Source organism: Pseudoalteromonas sp. OFAV1, assembly GCF_021532595.1.
In the GTDB taxonomy this organism is placed as follows: Bacteria; Pseudomonadota; Gammaproteobacteria; order Enterobacterales; family Alteromonadaceae; genus Pseudoalteromonas; species Pseudoalteromonas lipolytica_C.
In genome coordinates, this window is record NZ_JAKGBG010000008.1 from 130838 (window position 1) to 148745 (window position 17908).

Sequence of the window (17908 nt, forward strand, 5' to 3'; positions counted from 1 at the left end):
AATTTCAGCTATTTATGACGATTCGTACAGCAACTCAAAACGATTTAACTGATATTGTCGCGATTTACAACGAGACAATTCCTGGACGTATGGTAACCGCAGATACCGAAGAGGTGACGGTTGCGGACAGGCAAGTATGGTTCGATAGCCACTCAGAAAAACGACCTATTTTTGTATGTGAACAGGCAGGGAAGGTGGTTGCATGGATGAGCTATAAATCTTTTTATGGCCGCCCCGCTTATGATGGTACTGTTGAAATCAGTATTTATATTACCCAGCGAGCACAAGGACAAGGGCTAGGAAAACAATTGCTTACATTTTCAGAGCAACATGCAAAAACGCTTGGAATTAAGGTGTTGTTAGCTTTCATTTTCAGCCATAACATGCCGAGTATAAAACTGTTCAAGCGCTTTGATTACTTGGTGTGGGGAGAATTGCCTGAGGTGGCTATTATGGATGGAAAACCTTATAGCTTAACCATTTTAGGTAAGCATATTGACGCATAACATACGGTAAAACAGATAAAAAGTGCAAAGTCATTTGTGATGCTTCGAGTTTTTAGACTACGCTAATATAGGTAATTATTCTTATAGTGGGTGTGGTTTACTGTGCGCAGAATCTTAATTGTTGATAGCAATAGTGTTTTAGCGATGCGAGTAAAAGTGCTGCTGGAGCTGATCGGCTGCAGGGTTGAGCTATTACACTTTTCTATGGTTGATGATTCAGTAGTAGAACAAGACTTTGATCTTGTGGCTGCTTCTCATGGTGTACCAACGACAGTTATTCGAAGATTAATGGGCGGGTTTTCACATGACCGCTTTTTATTGCTTGCTCCAAAAGCACAGCGAAGCGATCTGCTTGAGCACTTTAGCGTGGTCAATCGATTACTGCCAAATGCAGTCGTTATTTATCCTTTTTTTGCCAATAAGGAAATTAGCTCTTTACTAGAAGAGGTGCTTGAGCTCGATAGTGACAATATTCTTCAACTTCCTAAAGTGCTACTTGTTGATCACTGTGCAGAGCGTCTAGAAAAAATAGCGCTTAACCTTAAAGGCGCACATATCGAGACGTTAACTGCTGACAACTCATCCTCTGCAATAGAACTTATCAAAGAGCATGATATTGATCTATTAATCAGTGATTTTACGTTTGCTGATGGCACGGGGCTTGAGTTATTCATAAAGCTTAAAGCGTTACAACCGCATAGCCGTTGTTTATTGTATACCTCAAAACCGGATCAGGTTTCTATGGTTGCTGCAATTCGACAAGGGGTTGAGGATGTCTTGATCAAGCCTGTTGACGATAATAGCTTATTGCAGTCAGTGCATAAGCTTTGGCAAACCGAGTTATTAAAGCGTCACAATGCTGAGCTTGTTGAGCGATTACAAAATACCGTTGATGCTCTTATCGAAAAAGACAGCTTACTGCGGGTTATTTTTAAACATACTCCCGATGCCATTATTTTATTTGATCGCCATGGCAAGATAATCGAAACCAATGATGCATGTGAACAGCTATTCGATAAGCCTTTGAAGGAGTTTGAAAACTGTTCAGTATTCGATTTTTTTGATGCAACATCCATTTTACGTATCAAAGAAAAAATAGCGACGCTAAATAAAAATCGTCAGTTTAGTTGTGATTTAAGGTTACTTAAAGAAAACGGTAACACAGTTCCTTTGGTGGGATCGTTCAATGAGATAGACCATCATGGTGAAATAGCGCTTGCGGTAATCTTTAAAAATGTAACGCACTTAAAAGAAAAAGAAGACCTACTTTTAGAAGCGAAAGATATGCTTGAGGAAGAAGTCAAAGCGCGTACGGCACAACTAGAGCATGCAAAAAATGTAGCAGAAGCAGCAAGCCTCAGTAAATCTGAGTTTCTAGCGAATATGTCTCACGAATTAAGAACACCAATGCATTCTATTTTAAGTTTTGCTCGTTTTGGCTTAGAAAAAGTTGCTAATGACGACTTAAGCAAAGATAAATTAAATAAATATTTGTCACGAATAGAGCAAAGCGGAGAGCGGCTTTTATCTTTACTTAATAACCTTCTCGATCTGTCAAAGCTTGATGTCGGTAAGTTTCCTTTTAATCCGCAAAAGCACAACCTCAGTAACATTATAAAAACCAGTATTGATGATGTTTCGGGCACCGCGCTTGAAAGAAACATTATTATTCGTTTATTGGGGGGAGAACAAGGTATTACCCTTGATTGTGATGAAGAGCAGATCAACCAAATCATGCGTAATTTATTAGGTAATGCTCTGAAGTTTAGTGAGCCTAATAGTGAGATTGAAATTAGTTTGTCGTCACAAGAAAAAATGGCCGAAATCGCTGTTATTGACCATGGTATAGGTATTCCTGAGCAAGAACTTGAAAAGGTATTCGCTAAGTTTGAACAAAGCAGTAAAACTAATAGCGGTGCCGGAGGAACTGGGCTTGGGCTTGCTATTTGTCGCGAATTTGTCACTTTGCATCAGGGCACAATTAAGGCACTTAATAATGAACATGGCGGTGCGACAATTATCGTTCGGTTGCCCCTGCAGATAGATTTACCAAAACACTTAACGAATGACACTAAACCAATAACACTTAATTCATAAAACGGAAGAAATAACATGGCCTTGAAGCGAATTTTAGCCGTAGATGATGAACCATTTAACTTAGAAATCATTGAAGAGATTTTTGAAGATCTCGATTTTGAGCTGAAAATGGTAAATAGCGGTCCAGAATGTTTAAACGTTGTTGAAGAATTTGCTCCACAAGTCATTCTGCTTGACGTAAGTATGCCTCAAATGAGTGGTTATGAGGTTTGTCGCAAACTAAAAGAGAATCCAAGTACAGAAAAGATTATTGTCATGTTCGTATCGGCAAGAGGCACTGTAGAAGAGCGAATGGAAGGCTATTCCGCTGGTGCTGAAGACTATATTGTGAAGCCATTTAGCCATCAAGAGCTAAAATTAAAATTATTGAACCTGAATCAAGTCCTTATTGAAAAAGAGGCTCTAGAGCAGCAAGTAGAAGATGCCACATCAACTGCGTTTAATGCGATGGCTAATAGCAGTGAAATGGGGCAAATAGTTAATTATATTGAACATATAGGTTCGATTGAGAGTGAACGTGAGTTAGGAAAAGCCTTTTTAAACTGCCTAAAGTCATTCGATTTACAAAGTAATGTCGAATTTAGATTAGGTACGCATGTTGAGCATTTTTCTGTAACAGGTGTGTGCTCACCGATCGTCATTGAATTGTTCGATATGTTAAAAAGAAAAGGGCGTCTTCATGAGTTTTCAAACCGCATTTTAGTTAATTACGACATGATTAGTCTGCTTATCTTAAACATGCCGGAGCAAGACCCCGATAAACATGGTCGAATTCGCGACCATATTTGCTTTCTAGTGAGTGTTACAGAGCAACAATTAAAGGCGATCATTACTAAAAAAGAGTTATTAAAACAGCAGCAACAACTAAATGAAGCTGTGAGTAATGTACATAGAAAATTTACTGGTTTAATCAAGCTGTTAGATGACAACCGAATTAGTAATGAGGCAGTATTTAAACAGCTACAAGAAGATCTTGAGCAGCGAATACCCACTATGGGCTTAGATGAAGACCAAGAGATATTTATTTATCAAAAGGTGGATGAAACGATTCAAAACTCGGTAGCCAGAGAAGAGTCTGTCAAAGGAGTTAAATCAGCGTTTCATGAAATCGAAAATGATTTATCGCAACTATTAACACGTTAATTTAGGCATCCCGCGGCAATCCTTTTTCAACAATACGAATTAGCCGCGCAGTTTTACGTAACTTAATTTGTCGCTTGTTTTGCTGTTGCTCGAGCGCCCATTCGATATGCTCGGCAACTAAAGGGCTGGCATTAACAAGCGTATCGCTCAAAGCTTGGATGATGTTGTCGTTGTAATCGGCATTACCTAATCCTACAGCGAGGTTTCGTTGCCAACGTTCGTGACCAATACGGCGGATAGGGCTGCCTTCGGTATTTTTTAAAAATGTCGCTTCATCCCATGCAAAGAGCGTCAGTAAATCTTGGTCTTTAAGCTGTTGTCTAGGATGAAAGTCAGCTTCATCGGTTATTTGTCCGTAACGATTCCACGGGCAGACTAACTGGCAGTCATCACAGCCATACACGCGATTACCTAAAAGTGGGCGATACTCTTCAGGGATTGCACCTTGCAATTCAATAGTAAGGTAAGAGATACATTTACGCGCATCAACAACATAGGGCTCAACAATGGCACCGGTAGGGCAAAGGGTCATACAGGCTACACATTTACCACAGCCTTCAAAGCTATTTTCTTGATCAATAGGCAGCGGTATATCAACAAACAATTCACCTAAGAAAAACCATGAACCCGCTTCTTTGTTGATTAATAAGCTGTGCTTTCCACGCCAGCCTAGGCCTGCTTTTTCGGCCAGTTGTCGCTCAAGTACAGGTGCAGAGTCAACAAATGGACGAAAGCCTAACTGGCCAACATGTTGTTCAATTTGCTGGCCTAACTTTTTTAGGCGGTTGCGAATTAACTTATGGTAATCACGACCTAGTGCATAGCGACTAATATAGGCTTTATCGGTCTGTTTGAGATTTTTAGCAAAACTTGCATCAGGTGGTAGGTAGTTCATTTTTACTGAGATGACTCGCTGCGTGCCAGGTACCAGCTCAGCGGGGCGCGCTCGCTTCATTCCATGGGCTGCCATATATTCCATCTCACCGTGATAGCCTAAATCTAACCAGCGCTGTAATTGTGCCTCGTGTTTAGTAAGATCAATATCAGTGATCCCGACTTCTGCAAAGCCAAGGTCTTTACCCCATTGCTTTATTTGCAGTGCGAGTTGTTCATAATCAGTAGCAGGTGTTGTCACGGTCAATAAAAAAGTAGCCAAGAAGTGGCTACTTTATCATAGATTAGCTACATTCAGCAGCTAAAAGAGACTATACAAAGCGTTTAAGCTGCTCTAGGGTTTGTTGGCTGAGTAGATGAGATTGCTCACAATCAGCCAGGGATTCATCTATTTGCTGTTTAGCTTGCTCACCTAACGCCACAATTTGCTCAACACTTTGATGAGTTTGGGTTTGAGTTTGCTCTAATAAACGCACCGCACTAACAATTTGTTGTAGTTGCTGTTGATTCTGCTCAAATTCAGCGAGCATGTTACTAAATCCAGTTGATGTGTTGCTAATTGCTGTTTCGGCTTCACTTGAGTGGCTAATGAGCTGCTCAGATTCTTTATTGGTTTCGCTTACTAGACTATTCATTTGATTGATGAAATCGCTAATTTGGCGGGTTGCATCATTGACTTTTACTGAGAGGGTTCTTACTTCATCGGCAACCACCGCAAAACCACGGCCGGCTTCACCAGCACGGGCTGCTTCAATGGCCGCATTGAGAGCAAGTAAATTAGTTTGATCTGAAAACTCTTCGACCATTTTCAAAATAGCGCGAATGTTTTCGCTGTTCTCTTTCAACCCTGATACGGTAGCTGAGAAGTTACCGAGTATTTGGCTGATCATTGCTACTTTTTTAACGAGGGATGACAGTTCATGAGCTGAGTTTTGTACAAAACTCAGGTGCTCACTGTTAACATGATGCACGCTGTCAGTATTTGCTGATATATTTTCAAGGCTCGAGGTAATTTGATTGCTTGAGTCAGTAATTGTTTGACTGAACTCAATTTGCTGGTGGCTCAATTGCGCTGTTTGCTGCATTGACTGGGTCATTTTTGAGCTACTATCAGCACTCGCTTGGGCACTTTGATATGTAGTGGCTAACAACTGACTCAAATGGGTAGTAAAAGTGTTGTATTGTTCACTTAAATCTCGAAATTCATCGTAAGTAAAGTGGGGTAACTTTGCAGACAAGTCGGCATCATGTTGATTAATTTTTTCTAATGTATCGCGCATTGCCTGCACCGGGCGAACAATTAAAAAGCGCATATAAAACACAGTAAAAATAAAGCTGGCAAAAATGATAAAAGTCATCAGCCAAAATAAACCCATACTGGTTTGTTGTTCTGAAAGACTGCTGTAAAGCCAAATAAGCGTGATCGCTTGAAACGCAAACACAAAACCTAAATTACCGACAATCTTACGTGTTAGGGTGTAAAAGAAAGTTTGTTCGATAAAATTATAAATGCGCATATAGCTACTCAATATGGTGTTGTGTTGATTCATTTTGGCGTATTTTAGTATTGTTCATTTTCACATAATTCAACAGTATAGCTTAGTTTTGTTGAGTTACAGTGACTGTAGTGTCATTTGTGTATGACATGGAAAATTAGTGAAAATACCATCTACGCCATACTCTAGCATAAGCTCTATATCTTCTACCTTATCGACCGTATAGGCATAAACTTGAAGACCGCGTTGTTTAGCATCCGCAACAAACTCATGGTTTATAAAGTTTTTATCTACATGAATGCTATAAGCATGCAGTTTTTGCGCAAATTCACTGTAATTAATTGGAATAGAGGCGGTGAGAGCACCAATCTTTACCCAAGGCAGTTTTTGTTTAAGCCACATTAGTTGGTGATGATCAAATGATGAGACTAAAAGGTTATCTCTAGAAATTTTCCCGGTACTGACATTTGACTCAATAAGCTCAACAAACTTGTCTAATGAAAAGGTGTGCTTTAGCTCTAAATTGAGCAAAGTTTTATCATCGACCCAATCAATAGCTTGCTGTAAAGTCGGCACTACTTCGCCATTACCCGCATCGTACTGTTGAATTTGCTCTTTTGAGCAAGCATTCACTTTACCGCGACCTGAGGTTGTGCGATCAAGCCAGGTGTCATGAATAATCATGTAGTCATCAAGGCAGCTTTGTACATCAATTTCGATACCATCTACTGCCAAATCTACGGCGGCGAGAATGGCGCTCTTGGTATTTTCTGGGTAGGTACCGCTGGCACCTCTGTGAGCGAATACTTTTATCATTGCTTATGTTTCCGAGTCACTGACCATGTTTCATAAAAAGCGGCGCTTATCACTAATGCACCGCCCAATAGGGTGCTAATTGAAGGTTGCTCATGCAAAATTAAAAAAGCGAAAAACGTGCCATACAAAGGTTGCAAACAAGATATTAAACCAGCCGTTGAAGCCGATAAGTTTTGCAGACTTGCCGCAAACAATGAGTGGGGCGCTGCTGTAAAAATAACCCCAACGGTAATTAATAGCAGCCAATTAATTGTATCAACTTGTAATGGCGGCACTTCAACAAAGGCACAGAGCATGATACTGGCAATCCAGGTTTGATAAAGCATGGTTTGAGGACCGCCATATTGGCTAAAGTAACGCTTGTGAACAATATTCCTAAAAGCAAAAAATAACGCCGATAAAATGCCAATGACAATGCCCATAGTTACATCATTGCCTAAACTAGCATCAGGAATGAGCAAGTAAATGCCAGCCATTACAACCAAAGCACTAAAAATATCTTTCAGTTGTGGTTTGTTACCATGAAAAAAAGGTTCTAAAAACACTGTGATAACAGGGTAGGTAAAAAAGGCAATCATACCTACAGCGATACCAGCCAATTGCATACCAGCAAAGTAGGTGAGCCAATGAATCCCAACCGTTACGCCAAGCAATAAGGCGATGAGGTAATCACGACCAGAGCGGAGCTTGATGGCTTTCTTTTGAATTGTGAGTAAGATCACTAATGCACAGCCTGCAATCGCTGTTCGGTAAACGGTAATATCTAATGCACTTAAGCTGACTAACTTTGCAAATAATGCCGTTCCACCAAATAGCAGTACTGCAATGTGCAAGTATATTAGGCTTTGTTTGTGTGCCTGCATTACTGACCCTATTATTGTTGTTATTAACTCTCTTTGTAACGGTAATCCTTTACTTTGTAAACTCCCCAAATAGGCTAATCCATTCGTTTAATTCCAAAATTACAAGCTTAAATAGCGATAGTAATAATAACGGCAACACAAATAGCAATGCTGCTTTCTATTACAGCGACTGCTGTGTTTTTATCCTGCATTGCTTGATCAATCGAAATTTTACTGAAAATAATTTTATCAACTAAGTAACGAACAACCGGTAAAATTAAAAAGCCAAATAATGCGTCAATAAAGAATAAACTTAAGCTTTGCTGCCAAGAGTGAAAGCCACCAATAAGCGCATGACATAAAATAATAGCCAATGCCAACATGGTGCCCGAAAAGCTCAGCGCAACAGCTTTATTACCTTTTTCTAGTTGCTCATTCAAATTAAAAGCTGTGAGGTGATCATAGCCTTTAGCGAAAATAATTAGCATAAGTTGACCTAGCAAGTAGAACACTATTGCTGATAACCAAGTACCTTCTCCCGTTAAAGCGCCTCCAATGATCAAGGCTGCAGCCATGTAATTAGCGGCTTGAACCAAGCCAACTGCTTCATTTTGTTGATTTATTAGTTGCTCTTGGTTGCAAAATAAACGAAGTAATAATTTGTCATTTAAAATACGTGAACATGTTAACAACACCATTCCTAGTAAACTGTAGAGCGAAACATTTATTAAATCGGTAATTAAGCCTTTACTTGGGCCTGTTAAAACAAAACCATAGATAATAGTGATTGCTCCCAAATACCCTCCAATTGAAAGACCCAGAGCGCTATTTGCATTATCGGTTAATTGACTGGTGGTGTTATAAGGAGTTGCTAAGTTATACGACAGTTTTGCAACGGCTATAATTGCAATGAATAGAGCTATGTAGGCGCTATTGTAAGCCATGCTTGAAAGATAGTGAGTTAAGTTAATATCCATAACGGTTGGGTTATTTTGTTGTTCTTTTTCGAAAATATTAACACAGAGTGTTTGTTGCAAAGAATATCAACGCTTCATTTTTGGCAGAATTAATCAATTTCTTAAAAGTTTCATCGCTTTTTTATGACAATTGTCATGATGTATTGCTTACAAATGTCGTTAAACACTCATTCTTTTTTAAGTAACACTATACCTGTACCGATACATGCCGGTTTGTCATTCATTAATATAAAGGGTATAGCTATGAATCTAATTACTAAAAATATTTACTCGTTATTCGCTGCGGCAATTACATTTAACACAAATTACGTATTTGCTGAACAAAGTACTATAGATAGTATTGAACTTGCATCTCAACAGCATAACTTGTCAGAACTTACCGAAATAGCAAAAAATGCAGCAGGGTATGATGCAGCGCTTGTGAATTATCGCCTTGCTATTGCACATAATATCATGGGTGAAACTGAAAAAGCGCTTGCCTTACTTGATATTGCACAAGCAGTGCTTTTAGACGATAAACTTGGCGCAGATAAAAGTGAGGCAAACGCATTGCTTGCTCAAGTGTATGGTTATCGTATTTCGATTAAACCTATTACAGGTTTTTACTACGGCATAAAATCGAACAATGCGTTAAATAATGCGGTGCAAATTGACAAAAGTAATCCTCGTGCTCATCTAGTTAAAGGTATAATTGCTTTAAACACACCTAGCATGTTTGGTGGAAGTAAACAGCAAGCGCTAAGCTCATTGAATGCGTCTCTTATTCACTATCAAAATGATAATAATGATGGTTATAAATGGGGGCAGGCGGAAGCATATGTCTGGCGTGGGTTAACATATTTAGCACTAAATGATGTGCAAAAAGCAGTGCAAGATTGGCAAACATCACTTGACCTTGCACCAAACTATACATGGCCTAAAGTTTTGATAAATAACAATAAGCAGTAACTAATCGTGGGCAGCCATATGCTGCCCAAGTTTAGATAAGATTTAAAAAAGCCAAAAAATGGGATTGAGCATAAATGAAAAGCGATAGTTTTAGACAAAGCTTAGCAATTGAAAAAAAGCCTTACTGGGTCTGGGGTCCACTTGTTTTTTCAAGTTTTTATTTTTTACCGTTGATTCTAAGTTTTGAGCAATTCGCAGCTTTAGATATTTTTATTATAGTTATGATATATATAACTTTTATTTTTTACTATGTTAAAGCTGCTAACGCAAAAGGTGAAGATGCACTCATTCCAGTGTCTATAATTGTTATTATCGCAACTTTTGGTACATATTTAACTCTTGGAACACAAACTTTATTTGGCTTTGCTTGCTATTTTTTTGGGTTCAACTTTAGACAAAAAAAAGGCGTTTTAGGGCTAGTTGCTGTTGCTTTAAGTATTTTTCTCGCGGTGTATTTATTTGATTTGAATAATCCATATTTTATTGCGCCAGCACTCATCATCAGCATTGCACTTTATTTTATGGGACGTGCTGAGAGGCGTGAACGAATACATCAGTTAAGTGAACAAAAAAGTCAACATCAAATAGAACAGTTGGCAATGATTGCTGAACGTGAACGCATTGCACGAGACCTTCATGATTTAGCTGGTCACAGTCTATCGTCGATTGCTCTAAAAGCAGAACTAGCCGAAAAGTTAATTGTTAATGATAACGTTGAGCAAGCACAGAGTGAAATAAAGCAAGTGGCGGCCATTAGCCGAGATTTACTCAGTGATATTCGTAAAGCAGTAACAAATATGAAACAGTTTAACCTCACTAAACAGTTAGAGTTTTTGCAAGAAGAGCTAACACAAAATGGCTTTAATGTAATAGTAAACAATGAATTAACAAACTTATCTACAGCAACACAAAAAACCGTATCGCTTATTGTTACTGAGGCTTGCACTAATATTTTAAGGCATAGTAAAGGGAATGAAGTTTTAATTGATATTAGTAAGGAACTAATATCAATTAAGGATAACGGTATAGTAACCACATTTAAAAGTGGCAATGGCATTAATGGCATTAAGCAGCGTACTGAAGCACTTGGCGGAGAGCTTATTGTGGAAAATAAAAAAGGGTTTAACCTGACTATGAATTTTCAAGCGAATTTATCATGATTAATTTACTCATTGTTGAAGATCAGCAAATGGTTAGGGAAGCAATTAGTGCGCTTGTTGGACTTGATCCATTTATTAATGTCGTTGGGCAAGCAGAGGATGGCAAAGCTGCACTTAAATTTATTGAACAAAATAAGATTGATATGGTGTTATCAGATACTGAAATGCCCAATATGTCAGGCATCGAATTGGTAGAAATACTGAGTAAGCGCCATTCTGATATTAAAACCATGATAATAACTACATTTTCAAAGGCAGGTTACATAAAACGTGCTATGAAAGCAGATGTTCGCGCCTTTATTTTAAAGGAAGCGCCATCAGAGCATTTAATTAATGCAATAAAATCAGTCAATCAAGGCCGAAGAGTCATTGATCCCGAACTTGCTTTACTTGCATTATCTGACACTGATCCATTGACTAATAAAGAACGCAAAGCATTAAAATTAGCCGGTGATGGCTTAAAAACTCAAGATATTGCAAAAACATTGTTTTTATCAGAAGGGACGGTTAGAAATTATCTTTCAGAAGCAATGAGTAAACTAAATGCGGTAAACCGAGTAGATGCTGCTCGCATAGCAAGACAAAAAGGGTGGTTATAAGGTCCTTAATTTTGCTATTAAATTATTGAACAATTTGAGTGCGAAAACTGGTTTAATCAATTTCTTAAAAGTTTAATAGCTTTTGCCTGTCTCATTGTTAGGATATGGGTTAAAATAACCACATAACCAACTAACAAGATAGTGAATGTCAAAACAGGATCCAAATCTCAGTCGAGAACAAGAAAAGTACGAAAACCCAGTCCCTAGCCGTGAGTTCATACTTGCTCACTTAGAATCACGCGCAAAACCAGCTAATTTCACACAACTTTGTGACGAATTACACGTGAATGATACTGAACGTCAAATAGCGTTCAAACGTCGCTTGCGTGCAATGGAGCGCGATGGTCAATTGTATTTCAATAAATTTAAATGCTATGCATTGATAGATGAATCAGGCTTGGTAAAAGGTAAAGTCATAGGTCACCGTGACGGATTCGGCTTTTTAGAAGTTGAAGGCGAGAGTAAAGATTGGTTTATCGCGAAACACCAAATGAATATGGTGTTGCACGGTGACATTGTGCTTGCTAAAGGTAACCGCAAAGGTTCAAGTGGCAAATGCGAAGCACGCATCATTAAAGTGCTTACCAATGAACGCGCGCCAATTGTTGGCCGCTATTTTGTTGAGCACGGAATTGCCGTTGTGGTAGCGGAAGACCCGCGTATTACGCAAGACATTATGATACTGCCGGGTAGTGAAAATGGCGCACGTCATAATCAAATGGTACAGGTGCAAATTACGCAAAACCCTAGTCGACATATGAATGCTGTGGGTAAAGTGACAGAAGTACTTGGTGAGCATTTAGCTCCCGGTATGGAAATTGAAGTTGCACTACGCAATCACGATATCCCTCATGTATGGCCTGAAGCGGTTGAAAAACAAGTTGCTCATTTAGGTGAGTTTGTTGATGAGCAAGCTAAACAAGGTCGAGTTGATTTACGTGATTTACCACTCGTTACTATTGATGGCGAAGATGCCCGTGACTTTGACGATGCGGTTTATTGCGAGCGTAAACCCTCTGGCGGTTGGCGCTTATGGGTGGCAATTGCCGATGTGTCGCACTACGTTGGTATGAACACGCCACTGAATAAAGAGGCAATTGAGCGCGGTAACTCAGTGTATTTTCCTGAGCAAGTTATTCCGATGCTACCAAAAGTGCTATCGAATGGCCTATGTTCATTAAACCCAGAAGTTGACCGTTTATGTATGGTCGCAGAAATGACAGTGTCTGATGCAGGCAAGTTATCAGGGTATAAATTTTACGAAGCGGTAATGAATTCGCACGCTCGTTTTACCTACACTAAAGTGAATGCGATTTTACAAGGCGATGAAAAGCTGCGTGAAGAGTACGCCAAGATGGTGCCACATTTAACTGACTTACAGCAAATGTACATGGCACTTAAAGCTGCTCGCCAAGAACGCGGTGCGATTGAGTTTGAAACCCTAGAAACGCGCTTTGTGTTTAATGCGCATCGCAAGATTGAATCAATCGTTCCTGTGGTTCGCAATGATGCACACAAACTTATCGAAGAGTGTATGATTCTAGCGAACGTATCAGCAGCCCGCTTATTAGAAAAACACGAAGCAAGTGCGCTTTATCGCGTGCATGATGAGCCTGATGCTGAAAAGTTAGGTTTTTTCCGAAACTTTTTATCAGAGCTTGGCATCGAAGCGGCGATTTCTGATGAGCCAACACCAAAAGAAATCACTCAAGTGTTAGCTAAATTAGGCGACCGCCCAGAAGCAGAACTTATTCAAACTATGCTGCTACGCTCGATGAAGCAAGCTGTTTATCAGCCTGATAACATTGGCCATTTTGGGTTAGCCTTACCAGCTTATGCGCACTTTACATCGCCAATTCGTCGTTATCCAGATTTAGTCGTGCACCGTGCTATTAAAGCGGTGCTTAAAGCGCAAGGCCAGCAAACTTCGGGTGAATACGCTTACACTGATGACGAAGTAGATATTTTAGGTGAGCAGTGTTCAACCACTGAACGCCGTGCCGATGATGCGACTCGCGAAGTGGCAGATTGGCTTAAATGTGAATTTATGCAAGATCATGTTGGTGACGAATTTGGTGGGGTGATCTCATCGGTGACTAACTTTGGTTTATTTGTACGCTTAGACGATTTACAAATCGATGGCATGATCCATGTGACCAACTTAGGCAACGAATACTTCCATTATGATGGCGCTAAGCATTGCTTGATTGGTGAGCAAACTCACACAGTGTATCGTTTAGGCGATAAAGTGACGGTTCAGGTGTCATCTGTAAGTCTTGACGAGCGCCGTATAAACTTAGTATTAGCGGGTGAAGCACCACAAGATCGTTACGCTCGTCGTCGTGGTCGCGGTGAACCTGCAAAACCAAGCGTTCGCGCGCAGCTTAAAGCTGGTAAAATTCCCGGTAAAAAAGGTGAATCAAATCGCTTTGAAGCAAAGTCAGGTGACAAAGATAATGAAAAACGTGGTAAGTCTTCTCATGCTAAAGGGCGCAAAAAGCCCAGCGGCAAACAGGCTGATGCTGTAAAAGCCAGTAAAAAGAAGAGTAAGAAAAAAGCCACTAAAAAGGCAAAAAGGCCGGGCAAGAATGCCCGCAAACAAAGTAGCCGAGGAGCAAACAATACGTGAGTAATGAATTAATTTTTGGTTTTCACTCAGTTGAAGCAATTTTAGAAAAAGAGCCGGAGCGCTTTTTAGAAATTTATGCTTTAAAAGGGCGTGAAGATAAACGTTTAAATCCGGTTATTGACCAAGCACGTAAATTCGGTATTTCTGTTCAGTTTATGCAACGTAAAGCGCTAGACAATAAAGCAAACGGTGAGCAACACCAAGGCATTATTGCCAATGTTAAAGCTGCACGTATGTATAGTGAAAAAGACCTTGACGAAATTATAGCCCGCGAAGAAACCCCTTTCTTATTGGTGCTAGACGGCATAACGGATCCACATAATTTAGGTGCGTGCCTACGAAGCGCTGATGCTGCCGGTGTACACGCTATTATTGTTCCTAAAGATAAATCAGCTAAATTAAATGGTACCGCGCGCAAAGTAGCGTGTGGTGCTGCTGAAACAGTGCCACTTGTGCAAGTGACAAACTTAGCGCGTACTTTACGTGAAATTAAAGACGCTGGTGTTTGGGTCGTTGGTACTGCTGGTGAAACCGACACTGAGTTATTCGATGCAAACCTCACTGGGCCAATGGCTGTAGTAATGGGAGCTGAAGGTGACGGAATGCGTCGCCTTACCCGAGAACATTGTGATTTACTAGTAAAAATTCCAATGGCAGGGACGGTATCGAGCTTAAATGTATCTGTTGCCACGGGTATTTGCTTATTTGAAGTACTTCGTCAAAGAAATGCGACGCAACTTTAATGTCAGGTCGTTAATTTATGCATTAAAAAGCCAGTGAATATTCACTGGCTTTTTAATGGTCTAGAGCAAATAAACCTTATTCGATATTTTGAATTTGTTCGCGCATTTGCTCAATTAGCACTTTTAATTCTACTGCTGCATTGGTGATGTCACTGTTGATAGACTTCGATGCTAATGTGTTTGCTTCTCGGTTAAACTCTTGCATCATAAAATCTAAGCGTCGGCCACATGCACCACCTTTGACTATAATTTTCTTTGTTTCTTTAACATGCGACTTTAAGCGATCTAGCTCTTCAGCTACATCTTGCTTTTGCGCTAGGTAAATAAGTTCTTGCTCAAGACGTGATTCATCAATGTCTGTTTTCAGTTCTTCAAGTTTTTGATTTAGCTTTTCACGTTGCCATTTAGCGATTTCTGGTAAGTGGCCCTCAACAATGGCAACTTGCTCTAAAATTGCATCAAGGCGAGTGGTGATCATTTCTTGTAGGTTTGCACCTTCATCACCGCGAGCTTGTTTGAAGTCTTCAATTACTTTGTCAAAACCTGCAATCAGCGCTGTATTAACGCTATCCATATCGAGCTCTTCGGCTTCCATAACGCCAGGCCAACGCAAAATATCAACAGGATTAATGTCACCATTACTCTGTTGTTGCACCCATTGTGCGCTTTTAATTAGCTGCTCAGCCAGTGATTCGTTAATCGTTAACTCACCAACATGAGCTGGATTTGCAGCAAACTTTAAGAAAACTTCAACTTTACCGCGTTGTAAGTGTTTACGTAAACGCTCACGAATAACAGGTTCCATGCCACGAAATTGCTCAGGTGCGCGGATAAAAGTCTCAAGGTAACGTTGGTTAACTGAACGAATTTCCCAAGTGCCAGTGCCCCATTCGCCTTTAATTTCGCGACGCGCATAAGCTGTCATGCTGTGGATCATGGATAATTTCCTAGTGTTATTTATATTCAAAGTTGCTTGATTATACCGTATCAGCTTTTAACCTCTAGCGTAAATTTTCTGAAATCGGCTTTTCAGATACAGTTAATTATGTAAATCACATGGCATCTGCCACCACATCGACTTATAATGTGGCAAATTCAGAATTAAGGGGATCGTTAATGCGTCCAAGCGAAAGAACACCTAATCAAATTAGACCGGTTACATTTATACGTAATTACACTATGCATGCTGAAGGCTCAGTATTAGTAGAGTTTGGAAACACTAAAGTTTTGTGTACAGCAACTGTTGAAGCTGGTGTACCACGCTTTATGAAAGGCCAAGGTAAAGGTTGGGTTACGGCTGAATACGGTATGTTACCTCGTTCAACACATACTCGTAATGGTCGTGAAGCGTCGCGCGGTAAGCAGGGCGGTCGTACAATGGAAATTCAACGCTTAATTGCACGTGCACTTCGTGCTGCAGTTGATTTAAAAGCATTAGGTGAAAACACCATTACTATCGATTGTGATGTTATTCAAGCTGATGGCGGTACACGTACAGCATCTATTAGTGGTGCGTGCGTTGCGTTAGTTGATGCACTCACTTACATGCGTAGTAAAGGTATGATCAATTCAAACCCACTTAAGCATATGATTGCTGCAATTTCAGTCGGTGTATATAAAGGTCAACCAATCACAGATCTTGAGTACCTAGAAGACTCTGAAGCTGAAACAGATATGAACGTGATTTTGACGGAAACGGGCAAAATCATCGAAATCCAAGGTACAGCTGAAGGCGAACCTTTCTCATTCGACGAACTAGATGAGCTACTTACATTAGCTAAGCACTCAATTCGTGAAATTATCGACGTTCAAAAGCAAGCATTAGCTTAATAAAGAAGTAGGTTTATTAGTTATGAAAGATTATCAAAAAGAGTTTATTGAATTCGCACTTGAAAAGCAGGTGCTTAAATTTGGTGAGTTTACTTTAAAGTCTGGCCGTACTAGCCCTTACTTCTTTAACGCTGGTTTATTTAATACTGGTCGTGACCTTGCACGTTTAGGCCGCTTTTATGCAGCTGCACTTGAAGATGCTGGCATTGAATACGATGTATTATTTGGCCCTGCTTATAAAGGTATTCCAATTGCAACGACTACTGCGGTTGCTTTAGCTGATCACCACGACAAAGATGTGCCTTACTGTTTTAACCGTAAAGAGAAAAAAGCACACGGTGAAGGTGGTACATTAGTAGGTTCTGAACTCAAAGGTAAGATCATGTTAGTCGATGACGTGATCACTGCGGGTACAGCGATTCGTGAATCGATGGAAATCATTGCAGATAATGGTGCAGACTTAAGTGGCGTTTTAATTGCTCTTGACCGCCAAGAGAAAGGCAAAGCTGAGTTATCGGCTATTCAAGAAGTCGAGCGTGACTTTGGCACTAAAGTTATCTCGATTGTAAAACTAGCTGACTTAATTAGTTACCTAGAAGCGAAAGGTACAATGGATGAGCATTTAGCGGCTGTAAAAGCATACCGTGATCAATACGGCATTGCATAACAACTAAAAACACGAATTTTTTAAAAGCCCAGCTATGTTGCTGGGCTTTTTTGTTTTTAGAGCGTTGTGCTTTTATAGCCTTAAATACAGCTAAAAAGTTACTAAAGCGTTAATAAAGTTTCTCTTTTGTACTGTTTAGACTAAAAAGGATGCAAAAGGTAGTTTTTTTTAAGTTTTCTCAAAAAAGTGCTTGCGTTAATTCGCTGCATCCCTATAATGCGCATCCACCGACACGGCGGACTGCTTACAAACAAGCGAAACGACGAGTTGGTTGAGTCAAGTAAGACTGAGTTTTGAAAAAATAAACTTTTCTCAAAATTAAGTGTTGACAAAAATAACGGCTTGCGTAGAATGCACTGCCCTTGAGACGCAAAAGTATCTCAAAACGTTCTTTAACAATATAAAGCAATCATCTGTGTGGGCACTCGTACAGGTTGAGTTCTAACAGCAGATTCTAGTTCGCTAGATGACGCAAACAAATTTAGAGTCTCAATTTCTTATGAGTGACTATATAGTCAATTTATACAGAATTCATTGAGCACGAAACTTCGGTTTCAAAAA

General features: G+C 39.8%; 16 protein-coding genes. 10 read left to right on the forward strand and 6 right to left on the reverse strand.

Annotated features, from left to right (window positions below; all coding sequences use genetic code 11):
- The first annotated feature begins 14 nt into the window (after positions 1-14).
- The 3 genes from L1267_RS07035 (at position 15) to L1267_RS07045 (ending at position 3746) form a co-directional block, all read left to right on the forward strand.
- A complete protein-coding gene (locus L1267_RS07035) occupies positions 15-506 on the forward strand; it encodes a GNAT family N-acetyltransferase (protein ID WP_135923510.1) in 492 nt (163 codons plus the stop codon).
- A gap of 144 nt (positions 507-650) precedes the next feature.
- A complete protein-coding gene (locus L1267_RS07040) occupies positions 651-2603 on the forward strand; it encodes a sensor histidine kinase (protein WP_135926234.1) in 1953 nt (650 codons plus the stop codon).
- Positions 2604-2618: 15 nt separating this feature from the next.
- Positions 2619-3746, forward strand: coding sequence for a response regulator (locus L1267_RS07045; RefSeq protein WP_135923511.1), 1128 nt, complete (start codon positions 2619-2621; stop codon positions 3744-3746).
- A gap of 1 nt (position 3747) precedes the next feature.
- On the opposite strand, the gene queG is transcribed toward L1267_RS07045, so the two are convergent.
- The 5 genes from queG to L1267_RS07070 all read right to left on the reverse strand — a co-directional run bounded on the left by queG (position 3748) and on the right by L1267_RS07070 (position 8831).
- A complete protein-coding gene (gene queG / locus L1267_RS07050) occupies positions 3748-4902 on the reverse strand; it encodes a tRNA epoxyqueuosine(34) reductase QueG (RefSeq protein ID WP_421967612.1) in 1155 nt (384 codons plus the stop codon).
- Between the two features lie 49 nt (positions 4903-4951).
- On the reverse strand, positions 4952-6157 hold the full coding sequence (locus tag L1267_RS07055) for a methyl-accepting chemotaxis protein (protein ID WP_235382451.1): 1206 nt from the start codon (positions 6155-6157) through the stop codon (positions 4952-4954).
- Between the two features lie 96 nt (positions 6158-6253).
- The gene (locus tag L1267_RS07060; protein ID WP_135923513.1) at positions 6254-6952 is read right to left on the reverse strand and encodes a glycerophosphodiester phosphodiesterase; all 699 of its coding nucleotides are present in this window, start codon (positions 6950-6952) and stop codon (positions 6254-6256) included.
- Positions 6949-7815, reverse strand: coding sequence for a DMT family transporter (locus L1267_RS07065; protein WP_235382452.1), 867 nt, complete (start codon positions 7813-7815; stop codon positions 6949-6951). Before L1267_RS07065 ends, L1267_RS07060 begins: the two co-directional genes overlap by 4 nt.
- Positions 7816-7922: 107 nt before the next feature.
- The gene (locus tag L1267_RS07070; RefSeq protein WP_235382453.1) at positions 7923-8831 is read right to left on the reverse strand and encodes a DUF350 domain-containing protein; all 909 of its coding nucleotides are present in this window, start codon (positions 8829-8831) and stop codon (positions 7923-7925) included.
- A 183-nt stretch (positions 8832-9014) separates the two neighbouring features.
- Between L1267_RS07070 and L1267_RS07075 the strand changes: the two genes are divergently transcribed.
- The 5 genes from L1267_RS07075 to rlmB all read left to right on the forward strand — a co-directional run bounded on the left by L1267_RS07075 (position 9015) and on the right by rlmB (position 14850).
- Complete coding sequence (locus L1267_RS07075; protein WP_171040380.1) at positions 9015-9719, forward strand: tetratricopeptide repeat protein; 705 nt, start codon at positions 9015-9017, stop codon at positions 9717-9719.
- Positions 9720-9793: 74 nt separating this feature from the next.
- On the forward strand, positions 9794-10879 hold the full coding sequence (locus L1267_RS07080; RefSeq protein ID WP_199526627.1) for a sensor histidine kinase: 1086 nt from the start codon (positions 9794-9796) through the stop codon (positions 10877-10879).
- A complete protein-coding gene (locus L1267_RS07085) occupies positions 10876-11478 on the forward strand; it encodes a response regulator transcription factor (protein ID WP_235382454.1) in 603 nt (200 codons plus the stop codon). Before L1267_RS07080 ends, L1267_RS07085 begins: the two co-directional genes overlap by 4 nt.
- A 145-nt stretch (positions 11479-11623) precedes the next feature.
- Complete coding sequence (gene rnr, locus L1267_RS07090) at positions 11624-14107, forward strand: ribonuclease R (protein ID WP_138556724.1); 2484 nt, start codon at positions 11624-11626, stop codon at positions 14105-14107.
- Positions 14104-14850, forward strand: coding sequence for a 23S rRNA (guanosine(2251)-2'-O)-methyltransferase RlmB (rlmB, locus tag L1267_RS07095; protein WP_135923516.1), 747 nt, complete (start codon positions 14104-14106; stop codon positions 14848-14850). The genes rnr and rlmB overlap by 4 nt, the downstream gene beginning before the upstream one ends.
- Before the next feature lie 76 nt (positions 14851-14926).
- Here rlmB and L1267_RS07100 read toward each other — a convergent pair whose 3' ends face one another.
- Positions 14927-15787 (reverse strand): YicC/YloC family endoribonuclease, encoded by an 861-nt coding sequence (locus L1267_RS07100; protein WP_138558347.1) that lies wholly within the window; start codon positions 15785-15787, stop codon positions 14927-14929.
- Positions 15788-15966: 179 nt separating this feature from the next.
- On the opposite strand from L1267_RS07100, the gene rph reads away from it, so the two are divergent.
- Together rph and pyrE are read left to right on the forward strand one after the other, a co-directional pair.
- Positions 15967-16680 (forward strand): ribonuclease PH, encoded by a 714-nt coding sequence (gene rph / locus L1267_RS07105; protein WP_138558348.1) that lies wholly within the window; start codon positions 15967-15969, stop codon positions 16678-16680.
- Between the two features lie 22 nt (positions 16681-16702).
- A complete protein-coding gene (gene pyrE / locus L1267_RS07110; RefSeq protein ID WP_036973002.1) occupies positions 16703-17347 on the forward strand; it encodes an orotate phosphoribosyltransferase in 645 nt (214 codons plus the stop codon).
- Positions 17348-17908 lie beyond the last annotated feature (561 nt).

Coding starts and splice junctions, on each gene's coding strand:
- L1267_RS07035 (WP_135923510.1), top strand. CDS start 15: ATGACGATTCGTACAGCAACTCAAAACGATTTAACTGATATTGTCGCG.
- L1267_RS07040 (WP_135926234.1), top strand. CDS start 651: ATGCGAGTAAAAGTGCTGCTGGAGCTGATCGGCTGCAGGGTTGAGCTA.
- L1267_RS07045 (WP_135923511.1), top strand. CDS start 2,619: ATGGCCTTGAAGCGAATTTTAGCCGTAGATGATGAACCATTTAACTTA.
- L1267_RS07055 (WP_235382451.1), bottom strand. CDS start 6,157: ATGCGCATTTATAATTTTATCGAACAAACTTTCTTTTACACCCTAACA.
- L1267_RS07060 (WP_135923513.1), bottom strand. CDS start 6,952: ATGATAAAAGTATTCGCTCACAGAGGTGCCAGCGGTACCTACCCAGAA.
- L1267_RS07065 (WP_235382452.1), bottom strand. CDS start 7,815: ATGCAGGCACACAAACAAAGCCTAATATACTTGCACATTGCAGTACTG.
- L1267_RS07075 (WP_171040380.1), top strand. CDS start 9,015: ATGAATCTAATTACTAAAAATATTTACTCGTTATTCGCTGCGGCAATT.
- L1267_RS07080 (WP_199526627.1), top strand. CDS start 9,794: ATGAAAAGCGATAGTTTTAGACAAAGCTTAGCAATTGAAAAAAAGCCT.
- L1267_RS07085 (WP_235382454.1), top strand. CDS start 10,876: ATGATTAATTTACTCATTGTTGAAGATCAGCAAATGGTTAGGGAAGCA.
- rnr (WP_138556724.1), top strand. CDS start 11,624: ATGTCAAAACAGGATCCAAATCTCAGTCGAGAACAAGAAAAGTACGAA.
- L1267_RS07100 (WP_138558347.1), bottom strand. CDS start 15,787: ATGATCCACAGCATGACAGCTTATGCGCGTCGCGAAATTAAAGGCGAA.
- rph (WP_138558348.1), top strand. CDS start 15,967: ATGCGTCCAAGCGAAAGAACACCTAATCAAATTAGACCGGTTACATTT.
- pyrE (WP_036973002.1), top strand. CDS start 16,703: ATGAAAGATTATCAAAAAGAGTTTATTGAATTCGCACTTGAAAAGCAG.